This is a genomic window from Streptococcus didelphis DSM 15616, from assembly GCF_000380005.1.
GTDB classification, from domain to species: Bacteria; Bacillota; Bacilli; order Lactobacillales; family Streptococcaceae; genus Streptococcus; species Streptococcus didelphis.
Map to the genome: position 1 here is coordinate 69,063 of NZ_KB904196.1, position 17,147 is coordinate 86,209.

Annotated in this window: 13 protein-coding genes; 12 read left to right on the top strand and 1 reads right to left on the bottom strand. The window is 37.8% G+C overall.

Annotated features, from left to right (window positions below):
• Positions 1 to 4 precede the first annotated feature (4 nt).
• From A3GU_RS0106715 to A3GU_RS0106725, 3 genes are all read left to right on the top strand, one after another.
• Positions 5 to 1,612 (top strand): glycoside hydrolase family 13 protein, encoded by a 1,608-nt coding sequence (locus A3GU_RS0106715; RefSeq protein ID WP_018366775.1) that lies wholly within the window; start codon positions 5 to 7, stop codon positions 1,610 to 1,612.
• Between the two features lie 176 nt (positions 1,613 to 1,788).
• A complete protein-coding gene (locus tag A3GU_RS0106720) occupies positions 1,789 to 5,676 on the top strand; it encodes a pullulanase (protein WP_018366776.1) in 3,888 nt (1,295 codons plus the stop codon).
• A 235-nt stretch (positions 5,677 to 5,911) separates the two neighbouring features.
• The gene (locus A3GU_RS0106725; protein WP_018366777.1) at positions 5,912 to 6,211 is read left to right on the top strand and encodes a hypothetical protein; all 300 of its coding nucleotides are present in this window, start codon (positions 5,912 to 5,914) and stop codon (positions 6,209 to 6,211) included.
• A gap of 118 nt (positions 6,212 to 6,329) precedes the next feature.
• Here the strand turns inward: A3GU_RS0106725 and A3GU_RS0106730 are convergent, their stop codons facing one another.
• The gene (locus A3GU_RS0106730; RefSeq protein WP_018366778.1) at positions 6,330 to 7,328 is read right to left on the bottom strand and encodes a LacI family DNA-binding transcriptional regulator; all 999 of its coding nucleotides are present in this window, start codon (positions 7,326 to 7,328) and stop codon (positions 6,330 to 6,332) included.
• A 140-nt stretch (positions 7,329 to 7,468) separates the two neighbouring features.
• Between A3GU_RS0106730 and A3GU_RS0106735 the strand changes: the two genes are divergently transcribed.
• From A3GU_RS0106735 to A3GU_RS0106775, 9 genes are all read left to right on the top strand, one after another.
• The gene (locus tag A3GU_RS0106735; protein ID WP_018366779.1) at positions 7,469 to 8,632 is read left to right on the top strand and encodes a galactokinase; all 1,164 of its coding nucleotides are present in this window, start codon (positions 7,469 to 7,471) and stop codon (positions 8,630 to 8,632) included.
• Between the two features lie 20 nt (positions 8,633 to 8,652).
• Positions 8,653 to 10,137: a UDP-glucose--hexose-1-phosphate uridylyltransferase gene (gene galT, locus A3GU_RS0106740; protein ID WP_018366780.1), complete on the top strand. Its 1,485-nt coding sequence runs from the start codon at positions 8,653 to 8,655 to the stop codon at positions 10,135 to 10,137.
• Positions 10,137 to 11,138 (top strand): UDP-glucose 4-epimerase GalE, encoded by a 1,002-nt coding sequence (galE, locus tag A3GU_RS0106745; RefSeq protein ID WP_018366781.1) that lies wholly within the window; start codon positions 10,137 to 10,139, stop codon positions 11,136 to 11,138. The genes galT and galE overlap by 1 nt, the downstream gene beginning before the upstream one ends.
• Positions 11,139 to 11,287: 149 nt before the next feature.
• Positions 11,288 to 11,632, top strand: a complete 345-nt coding sequence (locus tag A3GU_RS0106750) for a thioredoxin family protein (RefSeq protein ID WP_018366782.1) — start codon at positions 11,288 to 11,290, stop codon at positions 11,630 to 11,632.
• 86 nt (positions 11,633 to 11,718) lie between these two features.
• Positions 11,719 to 12,111 carry a preprotein translocase subunit YajC gene (gene yajC, locus A3GU_RS0106755; protein ID WP_018366783.1) on the top strand — a complete coding sequence of 131 codons (393 nt, stop codon included), beginning with the start codon at positions 11,719 to 11,721 and terminating at the stop codon, positions 12,109 to 12,111.
• A gap of 195 nt (positions 12,112 to 12,306) precedes the next feature.
• Positions 12,307 to 13,056 (top strand): undecaprenyl pyrophosphate synthase, encoded by a 750-nt coding sequence (locus A3GU_RS0106760; protein WP_018366784.1) that lies wholly within the window; start codon positions 12,307 to 12,309, stop codon positions 13,054 to 13,056.
• Positions 13,057 to 13,068: 12 nt separating this feature from the next.
• A complete protein-coding gene (locus tag A3GU_RS0106765) occupies positions 13,069 to 13,863 on the top strand; it encodes a phosphatidate cytidylyltransferase (protein ID WP_018366785.1) in 795 nt (264 codons plus the stop codon).
• 38 nt (positions 13,864 to 13,901) lie between these two features.
• The gene (gene rseP, locus A3GU_RS0106770) at positions 13,902 to 15,161 is read left to right on the top strand and encodes an RIP metalloprotease RseP (RefSeq protein ID WP_018366786.1); all 1,260 of its coding nucleotides are present in this window, start codon (positions 13,902 to 13,904) and stop codon (positions 15,159 to 15,161) included.
• A 16-nt stretch (positions 15,162 to 15,177) separates the two neighbouring features.
• Positions 15,178 to 17,031 carry a proline--tRNA ligase gene (locus A3GU_RS0106775; RefSeq protein ID WP_018366787.1) on the top strand — a complete coding sequence of 618 codons (1,854 nt, stop codon included), beginning with the start codon at positions 15,178 to 15,180 and terminating at the stop codon, positions 17,029 to 17,031.
• The last annotated feature ends 116 nt before the right edge of the window (positions 17,032 to 17,147 follow it).

Below are 17,147 nucleotides of genomic sequence, written 5' to 3' on the forward strand. Positions count from 1 at the left end.
TAAGATGAAAAAACATTGGTGGCATCAAGCGACAATTTATCAGGTTTATCCAAGATCATTTCTTGACAGTAATGGCGATGGTGTTGGAGATCTAAAAGGAATTACTCAAAAATTAGACTACTTAGAAGAATTAGGCATTACAGCCCTGTGGCTATCTCCTGTTTATAAGTCTCCTATGGATGACAATGGTTATGATATTTCTGACTACCAAGATATAGCTGACATTTTTGGTGATATGAAGGACATGGATGCTCTTTTAGCAGAAGCTAATAAGCGTGGGATTAAAATCATTATGGACTTGGTAGTCAATCACACCTCTGATGAACACGCTTGGTTTATTGAAGCAAGACAAAACCCTGATAGTCCTGAGCGTGATTACTACATTTGGCGGGATGAACCCAATACCTTAATGTCGATTTTCTCAGGGTCTGCTTGGCAATTAGATGAGGCTTCTGGTCAATACTATCTTCATTTGTTTAGTAAAAGGCAGCCTGATTTAAACTGGGAAAAAGAAACCCTGCGTCATAAGATTTATGATATGATGAATTTCTGGATAGATAAGGGTATTGGTGGCTTCCGGATGGATGTTATCGATTTAATTGGCAAAGTCCCAGATTTAGAAATTACAGGAAATGGTCCCAAGCTACATGATTATTTGAAAGAAATGAATCAGGCAACTTTTGGTCAGCATGATTTATTGACCGTTGGTGAAACTTGGGGGGCAACTCCAGAAATTGCTCGCCAGTATTCCAGACCTGAAAATAATGAATTATCAATGGTTTTCCAATTTGAACATATTGGGTTACAGCATAAAGAAAACAGACCTAAATGGGATTTTGAAGAAGAACTCAATGTAGCCGCACTCAAAAGGATTTTTAGTAAGTGGCAAAATGAATTACAACCAGGTCAAGGCTGGAATTCGCTTTTTTGGAACAACCATGATCTCCCTCGTGTTTTATCCATTTGGGGCAATGATAAGGACTATCGTGTAAAATCTGGGAAAGCAATGGCTATCTTATTACATCTCATGCGTGGAACTCCCTATATCTACCAAGGTGAAGAGATAGGAATGACCAACTATCCCTTTAAAGATTTAAGTGAAGTTAATGACATTGAGTCTTTGAACTATGCTAAAGAAGCTTTGGAAAATGGTATGCGTCAAGAGACTATTTTAGAAAGCATTCGACAAGTTGGCCGTGATAATGCCAGAACACCAATGCAATGGAACAGCTCAAAAAATGCTGGTTTTTCACAAGCAGACAAGACATGGTTGCCAATTAATCCTAACTTTGAAGAAATTAATGTTGAAGCAGCTTTAGCAGATAAGGATTCTCTATTTTATACCTACCAAAAATTAATTAGTTTACGTAAAAAGGAAGACTGGCTTGTTGAAGCAGATTTCAAACTTTTAGACACAGCAGATAAGGTCTTTGCCTATGAACGTCAATTAGGAGAAGATACTTACTTGGTAGTTGTGAATGTGTCTGATCAGGAGCAAGCCTTCACCAAAGATTTAAGAGTTGCAGAAGTTATTATCGCCAACACAGATGTGAACAAGGTGTTAGAAACCAAGCGCCTACAAGCTTGGGATGCCTTTTGTATCAAAAAATAAGCAGATAAGACAGAATAAAAGCTGTCTTATTTTTTATAGTTTTAGAAAGCGCTTGTGCAATTAATTCAAGCTTCTTAAAGCTATCAAAATAAGTCTCTTAAAACAATTAAGAAAGCGCTTGCTTTATTGCTATAGAGACCTTATACTTATATTAAAGAAAGTTTAAGGAGAAGATTATGCATCAGGTAATTCTAAAAAAGCAAGCCACACAGCTAGCAGAAAAAAGACAGGTCTTTGCTATCAGACGGTTAAAGTTAGGGGTGGCCTCAGTTACCATTGCTTCAAGCTTATTATTTCTGGGGGCTAGGGTTGCGGCTGATGAACTAGCAGAAGTATCAGTTCCAAGGATTGTTAAAAGTGACCTTCGAGATTCTATAATCGCAGAGCAAGTAGGTCAGACTGAGTCTCTACAGGACTTAGGTGCTCTTGAAATAGCAGCTCCAGTTGACTCTGATGAAGCAAAGCAGGAAAAAGAGCTTAGTGGAGATGTCAGTCAAGTAGGTTTAGACAAGCCTTCTCCAGAAGGCACTCTTTCTTTAGAAAGTGCTAAGCAGTTGGTAGCAGGTCAAACAGCCCCTGTAAGTGAAGCTCCTTTAAAAGAGGCCATTCTTCCCAAAGCTGATCAGCCTATTGAATCAGGTTTTATTAGGATGCACTACCAAAAGTTACCTTCTGAAGACTTAGCTAGTATTGGCCTCTGGACTTGGGAAGATGTAGCGACTCCATCAGGAAAAAATGGGGCCTGGCCACAAGGAGCTACAAGCTTTTCCCAAGCAAAAGCTGATGACTATGGTCTCTATCTGGATATAAAAATGTCTGAAGGCCCAAGAAATATGATTAAATGGTTGATAAATAATAGTAAAGGAGAGAATCTTACTGGGGATAAGTCACTAGACATTCTTAGTCAAACCATAAAGGAAGTTTGGTTTGACCAGAACTATAAAACTTACTACTATCAACCACAAAAAGCAGGAACAGTCAGAATCAATTATTTCAGAACAGATGGCAACTATGATGATAAAGCTCTATGGATTTGGGGCAATGTTGATAAATCTGTTTCTAGTCAATTAAAGACTTGGCCAGATGGCCTTTCTTTCAAAAAAGGTGGAGACTATGGTGCTTACCTTGATGTGGCATTAAGTGACTTACCCAATGAAATAGGCTTCATACTTCTAGATAAAAGTAAGAGTGGAGATGCTGTCAAAATTAGACAGGAAGATTATAAATTTACAAATCTAAAAAATCATAGTCAAATCTTCTTAAGAGATGATGATGCTAGTGTTTATACCAATCCTTTCTTTGTCAATACGGTTCGTATTTTAGGCGCACAGCAGATTAGTCCACATAGGATTCAAGCTAGTCTAACCAGTTTTGAAGGACTTGATAAGCCAAGCCTATTAAAAGATTTAAAAGTTACTGCTAAGACTAGTGCCTCTATTTCCATAACTGATATTTTGCTTCAACCTGAATCAAAAACAATCTTAATTTCAGGAGACTTTTCAGCAGCAGATGGGCCTTATCAAGTGACTTACAAATCGGACACCTTTACAGCAAGCAGTAATTGGCAATATAAGGATGCCCTTTATGCCTATGATGGGCCTTTAGGAGCAAGGCTATCTGAAAATGGTCAAGAAGTAGATGTGACTCTTTGGTCACCTAGTGCAGAAAAAGTAGACCTTATTATCTATGATAAGACTGATCAAGATCATGTTCTTGCTAAAGCTGCTATGACAAAAGGTGACAAGGGAGAATGGTCTATAAAGCTTAATCAAGGGTCACATCTTGGAATCACTGATTATAGTGGCTATTATTATCACTTTGATATTATACGTGATGGCAAATCACATTTGGTTTTAGACCCCTATGCTAAATCCTTGGCAGCCTGGAACTCAGAATTAGCTGATAAGGGACCAGCGTATGCTCTTGCTAAAGCTGCTTTTGTTAACCCTAGCCAGCTTGGTCCAAAAGACTTGACCTATGCTAATATTCAGAACTTTAAAAATAGAGAAGATGCTATTATCTATGAAGCACATGTTAGAGATTTTACATCAGACACTGCTATTTCTGGCGAGCTCAAAAATCATTTTGGGACTTTTTCTGCCTTTACAGAACGCCTTGATTACTTACAGTCACTAGGTGTAACCCATATTCAATTGTTACCAGTCATGTCTTATTACTTTGTTAATGAGATGAACAAGGAAGTATCTAACAACTATTCATCCAGTGGTAATAACTACAATTGGGGTTATGACCCCCAGAGTTACTTTGCCTTAACGGGAATGTATGCTTCAGACCCAGCTGACCCTTCAAAACGGATTATAGAATTTAAAAATCTCGTTAATGAGATTCATAAACGTGGTATGGGTATCATTTTAGATGTGGTGTATAATCACACTGCTAAGCTGTCTTTATTTGAAGATTTAGAACCCAACTACTATCATTTTATGGATGCTGATGGAAGTCCAAGAAGTAGTTTTGGGGGAGGAAGGCTAGGAACCACCCATTACATGTCTCGCCGTGTTTTGGTTGATTCAATCAAATACTTAGTTTCAGAGTTTAAGGTTGATGGCTTTCGTTTTGATATGATGGGAGATCATGATGCCGAGTCTATTGAGACAGCTTATAAGGCAGCTAAAGCCCTTAATCCAAACATTATTATGTTGGGTGAAGGCTGGGTAACTTATGCTGGTGATGAAAATATGCCACAAGAGCCCGCTGACCAGAAATGGATGAGTAAAACAGACACAGTAGCTTCCTTCTCAGATGACATCAGAAACATGCTTAAGTCAGGTTTTGGTAATGAAGGCCAGCCAGCCTTTATTACAGGTGGTAAAAAAGATATTTATGGCCTTTTCAATAATATTAAGGCTCAGCCAAATAATTTTACAGCAGATGATCCAGGTGATGTGATTCAGTATATTGCGGCTCATGATAATTTAAGCTTATTTGATATCATTGCCCAGTCTATTAAAAAAGATCCCGCAAAAGCAGACAATAATGCAGAAATTCATCGTCGTTTACGGCTGGGTAATCTGCTTATCCTAACCTCTCAGGGGACACCATTTATCCATTCAGGACAAGAATATGGCCGTAGCAAACAATTTAGAGATCCTGCCTATAAAGGTATTGTCCCAAGTGATAAGGTCCCTAACAAGTCTCACCTCTTAGTCAATGAAGATGGAAGCCCCTTTGAATACCCTTATTTTATCCATGATTCTTATGATTCTACTGATGCTATTAATCATTTTGATTGGAAAAAGGCAACCGATGCTAAGGCCTATCCAGAAAATGTTAAGAGCCAAGCCTATACCAAGGGTCTAATTGCCCTACGCCGATCAAGTGATGCTTTTCGCTTAAGCAGTAAGGTCTTAGTAGATGAAAATGTCAAGCTCCTTACTATTCCAGGTCAGAATGGACTTGGTCAAGTAGATGTGATTATTGCTTATGAGTTAAGAGCTACAAATGGGGATCGTTACCTGGTTCTTGTGAACGCTGATAACAAAACCAGACACTTTAATCTTGATAAAGAATGGTTGAAAGGCCAGGTACTTGTAGACGCAGACCGTGCAGGCCTTGTTTCCTTGGTCAATCCGGTAGGAATTAGCTACGCTGATAATGGAATAAGTCTTACTGGTCTGACTGCCGCCGTTCTAAAGCTCGCAGCAGATGTAGCTGAGCAGAAGAATACTAGTGAGGATGCTGACAAAGAAAATCTGGGTTTAGTTAAAGATATGGTTAAGGGTGCTAACCATACTCATACATTAATAGGAGCTGCTAAACAAACAATGAGTCCCAACTCCTTGTCTCAAGAGCTTCTAGCCAATTCTCAAAAAGAAGATAAAAAGGAAGATAAAGACCAGTCTCAGTTTGGAAAAGATAGAGAAGACGGGGCTAAGAAGAAGTCAAGTAAGCAGGAGGCTAACTTTAAGTCGCAAGCTGAGGCTAGAGATAATGATGACAAGCAAAAATCGGGCTTAAAAATGCTTTTATCGACTCTTCTTGGAGCAGTTTTAGGAGGGTTACTAGGACTTGTGGTTTATTCTTACTTTAAGAAAGGTAAGTAATAAAAAGTGCTCTTTATTTAAGGAGATTTAAAACAATGACACCCTCTAATATTGCCATTGTTTTCTAATTAAAATATAATATAATGAGTTTGATAAAGAAATCCTTTTAATATAATAGAGTGATAATATTTTTTGCCTTAACTAGTTAAAGCAAAAGAAGATTTACAGAGTTAGTTTTACAAACATCTCTGCTTGCCCTTTAGTGGGATATTAAAAATGAAAGGATTTATAAAGTATGAAAGAAAAAGTGAGTCGCCTTATTGGCCCAGCTTTCTTAGCATTTTTAACACTATTAACGACTAGTTCAGTACAAGCAAATGACCTTCAAGGTAATAAAACTCGCTGTTCTTGCACTATAAAATTATTAGATACATCAACTAATAATACTGTAAATGATGTGGGGTATAATGTACTACCAAAATCTAATGAGATCGTAATAGCACGTAACAATATATTATCTCAAAACATTCAAACTAAGAATGTTACTCGCAGCGCCTGTAGTCCTCTAGCCTATGATGATTCTAGTTCTAAGTAATTTGACTTAAAAGGGCTTTAATAGACAAAATGGCAAGGGGAGTTAATAGAAAAAACAGACAATCTGGTAAGGGATTGTCTGTTTTTATGTAGTTTGATTTTTTGTTTTCTTTAAAGATTTAGATGCTAGAATCTCTGTGGCTTAGCTTGGTTCCAAGTCTGGTCATGGTAACACTCTGGCCAGGGTGGATTAATTGTTTATTCAAGATATCAACAGCAGTGCTTCCCATTTCCTCTGTAAAAACAGTCACACTGCTTAGGGCTGGGTAGACCTGCTTGGTGATTGGGGTATCATTAAAAGAAATAAGACTGACGCTATCAGGTACAGCTATTCCTGCTTCTTGCAGGGCTCGTAAGGCTCCCACAGCAAGTGAGTCGTTGGCTATAAAGAAGGCCTGTGGGAACTCCTTACCTAAAGAGCTGATAGCAGTCATCATCAAGTCATAACCTGATTGGGCTGAAAATTCTCCAACAAACAGATAGTCTGCCTGATAAATCCCCTTTTCATGAGCATAGTGCTTAAAGCTTCGAAAGCGCTGGTCAATAAGGGTCTCTAGCTGGTCACTTGTCTTTTCTTGACCAGCAAGCATTCCTATTTTAGTTAAGCCTTTGCTTAGGAAATAATCTAGTACCATGGTAACTGAGTGATCAAAGTCTGTTGTTACACAGTGATGACCTGCTGTGAGGGTATCAAAATCGACAAAAACAATTTCTCGCTTGTGCCTTTCTAATTTCTGAATCTGCTTAGTACTAAATTTTCCAATTGCGATAATACCTATGACTTCTTGTTCCAAACAAAAATTATCATCATTAAAAAAGCGGACAATATCATACCCTAATTCCTGTGCCCTTTTTTCAAGGCCAATACGAATAGAATAATAGTAGAGGTCATCTAACTCTTCTTGCTGGCTATACCACTGATAAATGGCAATTTTTTGCCTGGCTTTGGGACTATTTGTGGTTTTTTGATGTTTAGAATAGCCGAGCTCATCAGCAAGTGTGAGGATGCGATGTCTCGTATTTTCACTGACAGACAAGCTAGCATCCTTATTTAAAACCCTGGAAACAGTTGCTTGAGAAACCTTTGCTTGCCTAGCAATATCTTTTAAAGTTACCATTTTTTACCTCATTTTACCTGTTTTCTTTATTATAGCATAGCTCATGTATCCAGTGATTATTTTAGTAAAATTTTAGTAAAAATATTGACTCCTAAAAAAGGATTACCTACAATAAAAGTATCATATCCAAAGGAGAAAAAATGACTAAGACAGAACTAGAAGCAGCTTTTGCAGCTATTTTTCAAAAAGAGCCAGAGTGCCTATGTTTCTCACCAGGTCGTATTAATCTGATTGGGGAACATACAGATTATAATGGAGGCCATGTCTTCCCAGCGGCCATAAGTTTAGGAACCTATGGTGCTGCCAGAAAAAGAGATGATCAAGTTTTACGTTTTTATTCAGCTAATTTCAAAGAACTTGGCATTATAGAAGTCAACTTACAAGAACTTATCTATGATGCTCAAGATAATTGGGCCAATTATGCTAAGGGGGTGGTTAAATTTTTACAAGAAGCAGGACACAGCATTGCCAGTGGTTTTGATCTCTACGTAGAGGGAAACATTCCAAATGGTGCTGGCCTATCCTCATCTGCCTCTTTAGAATTATTGGTAGGATGTATTTGCCAAGGTCTCTTTCAGCTCCAATTAGATAGACTTGATTTAGTAAAAATCGGCCAACAAACCGAAAATCAATTTATAGGGGTAAATTCTGGCATTATGGACCAGTTTGCTATTGGTATGGGAGCTGAAAAATGTGCTCTTTATTTAGATACCAATAATTTGGAATATAAATTGGTGCCACTTGATTTAGGGTCACATGTGATTGTCATTATGAATACGAATAAACGTCGTGAATTAGCTGATTCAAAATATAATGAACGACGAACAGAATGCGAAAAAGCAGTAGCAGAACTAAATAGTCTCCTAAACATTGAGACACTAGGAGAACTAAATGCTATTAGCTTTGATCAATATGCTTATTTAATTAAGGATGGTAACCGAATGAAACGAGCTCGTCATGCAGTGCTTGAAAACCAGCGTACCTTGCTAGCTGGCAAGGCTTTAGAAGCAGGACACTTAGAAGAATTTGGACGTTTAATGAATGCTTCTCATGTCTCCTTGGAACATGACTATCAAGTGACGGGTGTGGAATTAGATACCTTGGTTCATGCTGCATGGCAAGAAGAAGGTGTCTTAGGAGCCAGGATGACAGGTGCTGGGTTTGGGGGTTGTGCCATTGCCATTGTTGAAAAAGGTAAGCTAGACCAGTTTAAAGAAAATGTTGGGAAAATATATAAGGATAAAATGGGCTATGCAGCAGATTTCTATATAGCTCATATTGCTCAAGGGACACATCCTCTATAAGCCAAAAAGAAAGTAACAATATGGAACTCATTCAAGAATTTGTAAAAGCCATTATTGCTAGGTCAGCTTATCAAGAATTGGACAAAATATACCTTACTAACAGAATCTTAGCCTTAGTAGGAGAAGACTCAGCACAGGCAATTTCTGGGAAAAGAAATTTGATTTACCTTAAAGAAAAATTGGTGGCGCGTGCTGTAAAAAATGGTAAGATTGGCTCGCTTAGAGAAGAAAGAGATTGCCTTGGTTCCCAACTAATGGACTTTATCACACCACTACCAAGTCACTTAAATGCTCAGTTTTGGTCAACCTATGAGATTTCTCCTCAGAAGGCGATAGCAGATTTTTACCAATTAAGTCAAGCTAATGACTATATAAAAGTTTCGGCAATTGCCAAGAACCTCACCTTTAAAAGCCCATCTCCCTATGGTGATATGGAAATCACAATTAACCTATCTAAGCCAGAAAAAAACCCCAAGGCTATTGCTGCTGCAAAATTAGCTAAAGTATCTAGCTATCCCCAGTGTCAATTATGTATGGAAAATGAGGGCTATCAGGGGCGGATTGATTACCCAGCGCGAGCGAATCACCGGATTATCCGTTTTAAGTTGAATCAGCAAGAATGGGGCTTTCAATATTCTCCCTATGCTTATTTTAAGGAACATTGCATTTTTTTGGATAGCCAACATCGCCCCATGGTCATTTCTAAAGAAACCTTTAGACAGCTATTAGCTATCGTTGAGATTTTTCCTGACTACTTTGCTGGCTCAAATGCTGATTTACCAATTGTTGGGGGCTCCATATTATCCCATAATCATTATCAAGGGGGAAAGCATGATTTTCCTATGGCATTGGCAGAGCTGGAAAGGGAATTTGTTTTCAAGGGATTTCCTGATATCAAAGCAGCTATCCTCAAGTGGCCCATGTCGGTTATTCGCTTACAGGGGTATGATAGTTGCCAAATGGTAGAATTAGCAGAGAAAATCCGACTAACTTGGCGCTATTATAGTGATGAGAAGGTTGATATTCGTGCATTCTCCGGGGACCAACCCCATCACACAATAACCCCCATCGCAAGGCGCAGAGAGGGCCTATTTGAACTTGACCTTGTCCTGCGTGATAATCATACTAGTCCTGAATTTCCAGACGGAGTCTATCACCCCCATAAAGAACTCCAGCATATCAAGAAAGAAAACATTGGTTTGATAGAAGTTATGGGTCTGGCTATCTTGCCACCTCGTTTAAAGGCAGAGTTAAAAGAAGTGGAGATGTATCTTCTGGGTCAAGTAGCTGAGGTGGCTGATTATCATCAAGAGTGGGCTGATCAGTTGAAAGCAAGCTATCAAGCTAAAGCCTATGAAGGGTCTGCCCATGATTTGCTAGAAAAAGAAGTTGGTAAAGTATTTGTAAGGGTCTTGGAAGATGCAGGGGTCTATAAAATGGATTTGCAAGGTAGAGCTGCTTTTGCCGATTTTATTAAGAGTGTAGGAATAGAAGGAGACTTATAATGACTGTTTTGGTCTTAGGTGGAGCGGGTTATATTGGTTCCCATATGGTTGATAGACTGATAGAAGTTGATAAGGAAGAGGTTGTTGTCGTAGATAATCTTGTTACAGGTCATAAACAAGCCATTCATAAGGCAGCCCACTTTTATCAAGGAGATTTGGCAGATCAGCCCTTTATGCGTCAGGTCTTTGCTAAACACCCTGGCATTGATGCGGTCATTCATTTTGCTGCCTACTCCCAAGTTGGGGAGTCAATGCAGGACCCTCTCAAGTATTTTGATAACAATACTGCTGGTATGGTTAAGTTACTTCAAGTGATGAAAGAGTATCAGGTCAAAAAAATCATTTTTTCGTCTACAGCAGCTACTTATGGAAAAGCAGAGCATATGCCTATCAAGGAAAGTAGTCCACAGTTACCCATCAATCCCTACGGCGAAAGTAAACTAATGATGGAAAAAATCATGGCCTGGTGTGATCAGGCTTATGGGATAAAATATGTTGCCCTCCGTTATTTTAACGTAGCAGGTTGCAAACCAGATGGAAGTATCGGGGAGGACCATAACCCTGAAACCCATCTCTTACCCATAGTCTTACAAGTTGCTCAAGGTCTTCGTGACAAGATCATCATTTTCGGAGATTCCTATCACACAAATGATGGAACCAATGTGCGAGACTATGTTCACCCCTTTGATTTAGCGCAAGCGCATAGCAAAGCTTTACATTATTTGCGAAAAGGTATGCCATCAGATGCCTTTAATCTAGGCTCATCTACTGGTTTTTCCAATCTCCAAATCCTAGAGGTTGCTAGAAAAATAACAGGCAAGGCTATCCTTGCAGAAATTGGGGCACCTAGGTATGGAGATCCAGATATTTTGGTGGCTGATTCCAGTAGGGCTAGACAAATCTTGGGATGGCAACCAGAATTTGATAATATTGAAAAAATCGTTGAAACAGCCTGGGCCTGGCATTCTAGCCATCCAAATGGCTATGAAAAAGACTTGTAAAAGCAGTCGATAAGTTAACAGAAATCCAAGATAACCCATTTATCGTGCTCCATGAGCAAACTTAGGCAAATGCTTTAAAAGTAAGAGGATTTGAAAAACCAGCCTATTTTGGTTAAGATAGAAAGAAACTCATAATAAGGGGAAGAAAGATGGAATTCAAAGAAGCAGTCAGTCATTTTAAAGAAGTAACTAGTGAGCAATTAACAGCATATATTGAAAAAGAAGATGAGCTAGTTGCCTTCTTTGGGAGAGCTAGCTGTCCTTATTGTCGGTTATTTGCCCCTAAATTAGTCCATGTTAGCCAAGATAAGAATCTCAAAGTCTATTTTATTGATACAGATAACGTAAGTGATAGTCATAATATTCAAAAGCTTAGACAAGCTTATAATATCAGGACTGTACCAGGATTACTGGTCAAGAAAGCAGATAAGCTAAAAGAGGTCTGTGATTCTTCCCTAAGTGAAGACGAAATTTTAGACCTTATTCAATCTTAAGGCTTATTTTCTTGGCCTTTCCTTGCTATGTGCAGGTAAATTTGTTATAGTTAATCATGACTTTTATATATAATTAAGGAGATATTATGGGTTTTTCTACTATTTTAATGTTTGTTGTAATGATTGGCTTGATTTTCTTCATGCAACGCCAGCAAAAAAAACAAGCAAAAGAACGTCAAAATCAATTAAATACTATTGAAAAAGGCGATGAAGTTGTTACTATTGGAGGCTTGTTTGCCTTTGTAGATGAAATTGACAAAGAAACAAATCGCATTGTTTTAGATGTTGACGGTGTCTTTTTACCTTTTGAATTATCAGCTATTAAACGGGTTGTTTCAAAATACGGTGCAGAGTTGTTGCCAGTAGATGAAAATAAGGCTGAAAGTGCAAGTCTTGTTGAAGATGACACACTTCCTCTTGCTGAAGAAACTGCTCTTGATACTAATAATCAAATAGATTCTGTTATTGAAACAAAATAATAAAAGCCTTTTCTTTCTTTTTGAGAATTTTTGCAATTTTTAGGAAGATTCTAAAATAAAAATAGAGTTATCTATGGCTAGGTTGTAAAAATTAGTCATAATAGCTCTTTTTTAGTGTTTTCAATCATAAAAGACAAGTCAAACATCAGTATTTATGGTAAAATAAAACTAAGTATGCTTAAATAAGGAAGTAAGATGATAAGGTTAAGAATAAAATCAAAAGAAATCAAATTAGAAAAAATTCCTAAACATATTGGAATCATTATGGATGGTAATGGACGTTGGGCTAAAAAACGTTTAAAACCAAGGGTTTTTGGACACAAAGCAGGCATGGATGCCCTTCAGGAAGTAACCATTGCAGCTTCTGAATATGGGGTAAAGGTATTAACCGTCTATGCCTTTTCAACAGAAAATTGGTCTCGTCCCCAAGATGAGGTCAAGTTTATTATGAACCTTCCGGTGGAATTTTTTGACAAGTATGTTCCTGAATTACATAAAAATAATGTTCGCATTCAAATGATTGGGGAAACCCATCGTCTCCCACAAGAGACTTTACAAGCTTTAAATAAGGCTATTCAAACTACCAGACAAAATTCAGGTCTTGTCCTTAACTTTGCTTTGAACTATGGAGGACGAGCAGAAATCACTAACGCCGTGAGACTAATTGCACAAGATGTTTTGGATGCTAATTTAAATCCTGGAGATATTACAGAAGATCTAATAGCTAATTATTTAATGACAGATCATCTACCCTATCTTTATCGCAATCCTGATTTAATTATTCGTACCAGTGGAGAGCTACGCTTGAGTAATTTCTTACCTTGGCAATCTGCTTACAGTGAATTTTATTTCACACCTGTCTTATGGCCTGATTTTAAAAAAGCAGAGCTTATAAAGGCTTTAGAAGAATTTAACCGTCGTCACCGTCGTTTTGGTGGCTTATAAAGGAGAAATGGAATGAAAGAACGTGTAATTTGGGGGACAATAGCTGCTGCCATTTTCCTACCCTTTTTACTTCTAGGAGGGTTATCCTTTCAGTTATTTGTGGCTCTTTTAGCCATGATTGGGGTAACAGAGATGATGCGCATGAAGAAATTAGAAATCTTCTCCTTTGAAGGGATCTTAGCCATGTTAGCAGCCTTTGTCTTAACAATCCCTATGGACAACTACCTAACCTTTTTACCAATTAATGCTAATTTTGCCTGTTTTGGTATATTAGTCTTTTTACTTTTAGCAGGGACAGTCATAAACAGTGACCATTACTCATTTGAAGATGCAGCCTTTCCCATAGCTTCAAGTCTTTATATTGGTATTGGCTTTCAAAATCTAGTTAATGCAAGAATAGCAGGGATTGATAAGGTTCTCTTAGCCCTCTTTATTGTTTGGGCAACTGATATGGGTGCTTATTTTGTTGGTCGAAGAATTGGGAAAAACAAGCTTTTACCTAAAGTTTCTCCCAATAAAACTATCGAAGGTAGCCTAGGTGGAATTGCTTGTGCAGTAGTTCTTGCCTTTGTTTTTATGCTGGTTGATCGAAGTGTTTATGCTCCCCATAACTTTATTAGTATGCTTTTATTTGTGGCCATTTTCTCGATTTTTGCACAATTTGGTGACTTGGTAGAAAGTGCTATTAAAAGACATTTCGAAGTCAAAGATTCAGGAAAACTAATCCCTGGTCACGGTGGTATTTTAGACCGTTTTGATTCAATGATTTTTGTTTTTCCTCTAATGCATCTCTTTGGTTTATTCTAGACTTCTTTACATAGTAATAATAGACTGAAAGGAATTATATGTTAGGCTTATTTACCTTTATTATTGTTTTTGGTATTTTAGTTGTTGTCCATGAATTTGGACATTTCTATTTTGCTAAAAAATCAGGAATTCTTGTAAGAGAATTTGCTATTGGGATGGGTCCCAAGGTCTTCTCACATGTTGACCAAGCAGGAACCCTTTACACGATTAGGATTCTTCCTCTCGGAGGCTATGTTCGCATGGCTGGTTGGGGAGATGATAAGACAGAAATAAAAATTGGTACACCAGCAAGCTTGACCTTAAATGATAAAGGTCAGGTTAAACGCATCAATTTATCAAAAGGTAAACTAGATCCAACTAGCTTACCTATGAATGTAACAGCTTATGATTTGGAAGATAAACTCTTTATTACTGGTCTTGTTATTGATGAGACAAAGACCTACCCAGTTGATCATGATGCTACCATAGTTGAAGAAGATGGAACAGAAATCCGAATTGCCCCTCAAGATGTTCAATATCAAAATGCAAGTATTTGGGGAAGATTGATCACTAATTTTGCTGGTCCAATGAATAATTTTATCTTAGGGATTTTTGTCTTTGTTATCTTGGTCTTTATGCAGGGGGGAACTATTGATTATTCAAGTAACCATATTACTGTAGTAGATAATGGTCCTGCTGCCAAGGCTGGCATTAAAACAAATGATCAGATTCTAAAAGTGGGTTCTCATAAGGTTGATAATTGGCAAGACATTATAAGTGCCTTATCAGAGACTACTAAAGACCAAAAAACTAATCAAGCAATTCCTTTTCTGATAAATTCAAAGGGACAGGAAAAAACAGTTAACTTAAAACCTAAAAAAGAAAATGGGTCCTATGTTATTGGTATTCATGCTCCCTTAAAAACAGGCATTCTAGACAAGATATTTGGTGGTTTTCAAATGGCAGCTAACGGGGCCTTGATCATTGTAGTGGCCCTAAAGAATTTAATAACAGGCTTTAGCCTTGATAAATTAGGTGGCCCAGTTGCTATGTATCAAATGTCCAATCAAGCAGCAAAAAATGGCTTGGAATCTGTTTTAAACCTAATGGCAATGCTCTCTATCAACTTAGGGATTTTTAACCTTATTCCGATTCCTGCCTTAGATGGAGGGAAAATAATGATAAACATTATCGAAGCTATTAGACGAAAACCCCTCAAACAAGAAACCGAGACATATGTTACCTTAGCCGGAGTGGCTATCATGTTAGTATTAATGATAGCAGTAACCTGGAATGATATTATGCGTGCCTTTTTCTAATTAATAGGAGAATTAAATGAAACAATCAAAAATGCTTATTCCAACCTTACGTGAGATGCCAAGTGATGCCCAAGTTATCAGCCATGCTTTAATGGTTCGTGCGGGCTATGTGCGTCAAGTGTCGGCTGGGATTTATGCTTATTTACCTTTAGCAAATCGTACCATCGAAAAGTTAAAAGTTATTATGCGTCAAGAATTCGACAAAATTGGTGCAGTAGAGATGCTGGCGCCAGCCTTATTGACGGCAGATTTATGGCGTGAATCAGGACGTTATGAAACCTATGGTGAAGACCTTTACAAGTTAAAAAATAGGGAAAAATCTGATTTTATCTTAGGGCCAACCCATGAAGAAACCTTGACTACTCTAGTAAGAGATGCTGTTAAATCTTACAAACAATTACCTTTAAACTTATATCAAATTCAATCTAAGTACCGTGATGAAAAACGTCCCCGTAATGGCCTCTTAAGGACACGTGAATTTATCATGAAAGATGGCTATAGTTTCCATCAAAGCTATGAGGATTTGGACCTTACCTATGAGGATTATCGTCAGGCCTATGAAGCTATCTTTAAACGAGCAGGTCTAGAATTTAAGGGAATTATTGGAGATGGCGGAGCTATGGGAGGAAAAGACTCTCAAGAATTTATGGCCATTACCCCAGAACGTACAGACTTGAACCGTTGGCTGAGCCTAGATAAATCAATTCCTTCTATTGATGACATTCCAGAACATATCTTAAATGACATTAAAAACGAATTAAGTTCATGGATGATTTCAGGAGAAGATACTATCGTTTATTCTAGTGAATCAGGCTATGCTGCCAATCTAGAAATGGCAAGCAATGCCTATAAACCATCAAGAAAAGTTATTTCTCATGAAGACCTTCTTGAAGTAGAAACACCAGACTGTCAATCAATTGATGAGGTATCTCAATTCCTCAATATTGATTCTCATCAAGTAATCAAAACCCTAGTCTTTATAGCTGATGATCAGCCTATTGTTGCCCTTTTGGTAGGAAATGATCATGTTAATGATGTTAAGTTGAAAAACTATTTAGGAGCAGATTTCCTTGAAGTAGCTTCTGAAGAAACTGCTTTCCAAATTATGGGAGCTCATTTTGGTTCCTTAGGACCAGTAAATCTTCCAGAAAATGTGCGTATTATAGCTGATCGGAATGTCGAAGACCTGGCCAATGCTGTTGCAGGTGCCAACAAAGACGGTTACCACCTCAAAGGTGTCAATCCTGATCGTGACTTTAAGGCTGAATATGTTGATATTCGTGAAGTTAAAGAAGGGGAAATGTCACCAGATGGACAAGGAGTCCTTCAATTTGCACGAGGAATAGAAGTAGGACATATCTTTAAACTAGGCACGCGCTACTCTGATAGCATGGGAGCTAATATTCTTGATGAGAATGGAAGATCTGTTCCAATTATTATGGGCTGCTATGGTGTCGGGGTTAGCCGCATCTTATCTGCTGTCATTGAACAACACGCCAGATTATTTGTGACCAAGACAGCTAAAGGAGACTACCGTTATTCTTGGGGTATTAATTTCCCTAAAGAATTAGCACCTTTTGATGTTCATCTCATTACAGTTAATAGTAAGGATGAAAATGCCCAAGACTTGACTGAAAAAGTTGAGGCGGACCTAATGGCAAAAGGTTATGAAGTATTAACAGATGACCGTAATGAACGGGTCGGTTCAAAATTCTCAGATAGTGATTTAATTGGTCTACCAATCCGAGTTACAGTTGGTAAAAAAGCTTCAGAAGGTATTGTTGAAGTGAAGATTAAAGCTAGTGGTGATAGTATTGAAGTCAATGCCGAAAACCTAATTGAAACACTAGAAATCCTAACTGCAAAATAAAAATAAAAGACAAAAAATACTGTCCTAAAAAGGTTGTATTGTTAGAAATCTTTTATTACGTTTTATAATTTAATACATTCAAAAAGTGAACAAGCTAGAATTCTGAGCGGCAGAAA